Origin of the sequence: Candidatus Darwinibacter acetoxidans (assembly GCF_041936445.1) — a bacterium.
In the GTDB taxonomy this organism is placed as follows: Bacteria; Bacillota; Limnochordia; order Darwinibacteriales; family Darwinibacteriaceae; genus DTU010.
In genome coordinates this window covers 1-1,465 of the sequence record NZ_JBHGXH010000238.1, presented here as the reverse complement: position 1 = coordinate 1,465, position 1,465 = coordinate 1, and the positions used below count along the sequence as shown (strand labels likewise).

The following is a 1,465-nucleotide window of genomic DNA, read 5'->3' as shown; positions in this document are numbered from 1 at the left end:
ATTTTATATTTCATGGAGCGGCCCCCTCCTGGAATAATGTCTGTTGCCTCTGTGCCTTCGCCGCCACCGGGTTAAGCCAGAGGACTTCTTCTCGCGCCTGCCCCTTCTCGGCCTGCGCCTTGATTGTTTCACGCCGCCAATGCTTTAAGCGGGTATCGTATAACTCGCAGGCATAGCCGGAGAGGAGAACGGGGCCGGGGTGGGCGTCCAGGGCTTCGAGTAGTTCAATGTGATCGGCGTCGGTCATTTCGTGGGCGTATAGCCGCGTTCCCCGGCTTTGTAGTGGGTAGGGCGGATCGGCATATACCAGCACCCCCGGATAATTGTAGTCACGGATCAGGTCGGCCGCTGGGCGGTTTTCGATCTGGCACTCCCGCAGCCTTTCCGCCGCCGTCATGATCCTCTTGTGCATATTTAGCCATGTGTGATATGTGCTCGCCCGCATTGTGCCTTTCTTCTCGTGCCGCCACCCTGGCCGGGCGTCAAGCCGCGCCCCAAAAGCCTGCCAGCAGCGGACAAGGAAACGGCGGGCATCTTCCAGGTCGTCCCCGGTTCTCCCGGTGCAGCTGTCATAATACTCATCACGCGCCCAGGGGGTAAGTTCAATCATCTCTGCCAGATCGCCCGGCCTTTCTCGCAACACCCGGAACAGGTTTACGACATTGCCGTCAATATCGTTAATCGTCTCTACCTTGGACGGCGGCTTTTGAAAGAATACCGCCCCGCTGCCGAAGAACGGTTCAAGGTATGTCGTATGCGGCGACATATGGCTGATTATCCATTTTGCAAGATTCCACTTCGCGCCGGGGTATTTCAGGACTGGCTTCATGCGCTCTCCCTCTCCTTTAATCTGCTCAACCTCTCTCCAATAATGGTTTTGCCTCCTTCCCCCGTTCATGTCCCCCGGCATTCCGGGCAAACATCTTCCCATTCTTCGTGCTCATTTTTCTGGCTTCTCCAGCCCTCGCGCTTTTTGTAATTTACAGCATCCATGAACTCATTAAAAGATTCGTCTGCTTTTTCACCGCAAATATCACAGTAGAGGCAGTATAAAAAGCCTTCTTTTTCGATGGTCATATCGCAGCATCCCCTTCTGTTTGGATTTCGTTTCCCCATGCGTCCCATCCGGGGGTTGTTTGCCGGGCGAAAAGTTCGATCCGCGGCCCATAGCTCACCCGCTCAATCATTTGCCGCATCTTCTCCGGCTTTTCACTATGCCGTCCTTTTGGTGCGAAGAATCCCGTTTCTCCTTGCTGCCGCTTACCCCCGATGATTTTATACGGCAGCTTGCCGCGGACTGCGAATAAACAATGTTCAGTCATGCCGCGGAAATACTGCCCCAGGCCCATCCTGTCCTTGGTCCAGGTGATCGTTGTGATGTAGCGGAAGCCCCAGGACTTTATGACCTCAAGGCCAGCAGGCAGGTAGTTGTTGGTCGTCCACAAATAAAGGTGACAGCCTTCCG

General features: G+C 54.9%; 3 protein-coding genes. All 3 read right to left on the bottom strand.

Annotated features, from left to right (window positions below):
- Positions 1–10: 10 nt before the first annotated feature.
- Entirely contained in the window at positions 11–829 is an 819-nt protein-coding gene (locus ACE4YL_RS08835; RefSeq protein WP_461369553.1) for a DNA adenine methylase, read from the bottom strand.
- 65 nt (positions 830–894) lie between these two features.
- Entirely contained in the window at positions 895–1,077 is a 183-nt protein-coding gene (locus tag ACE4YL_RS08830) for a hypothetical protein (RefSeq protein ID WP_461369552.1), read from the bottom strand.
- Positions 1,074–1,465, bottom strand: a 392-nt coding sequence (locus ACE4YL_RS08825) for an MT-A70 family methyltransferase (protein WP_461369551.1), incomplete at its 5' end; no start/stop codon positions are given. The genes ACE4YL_RS08830 and ACE4YL_RS08825, both read right to left, overlap by 4 nt.

What these genes read in the sequence shown, in the direction of transcription:
- ACE4YL_RS08835 (WP_461369553.1), bottom strand. Translation starts at nt 829, where the DNA reads ATGAAGCCAGTCCTGAAATACCCCGGCGCGAAGTGGAATCTTGCAAAA.
- ACE4YL_RS08830 (WP_461369552.1), bottom strand. Translation starts at nt 1,077, where the DNA reads ATGACCATCGAAAAAGAAGGCTTTTTATACTGCCTCTACTGTGATATT.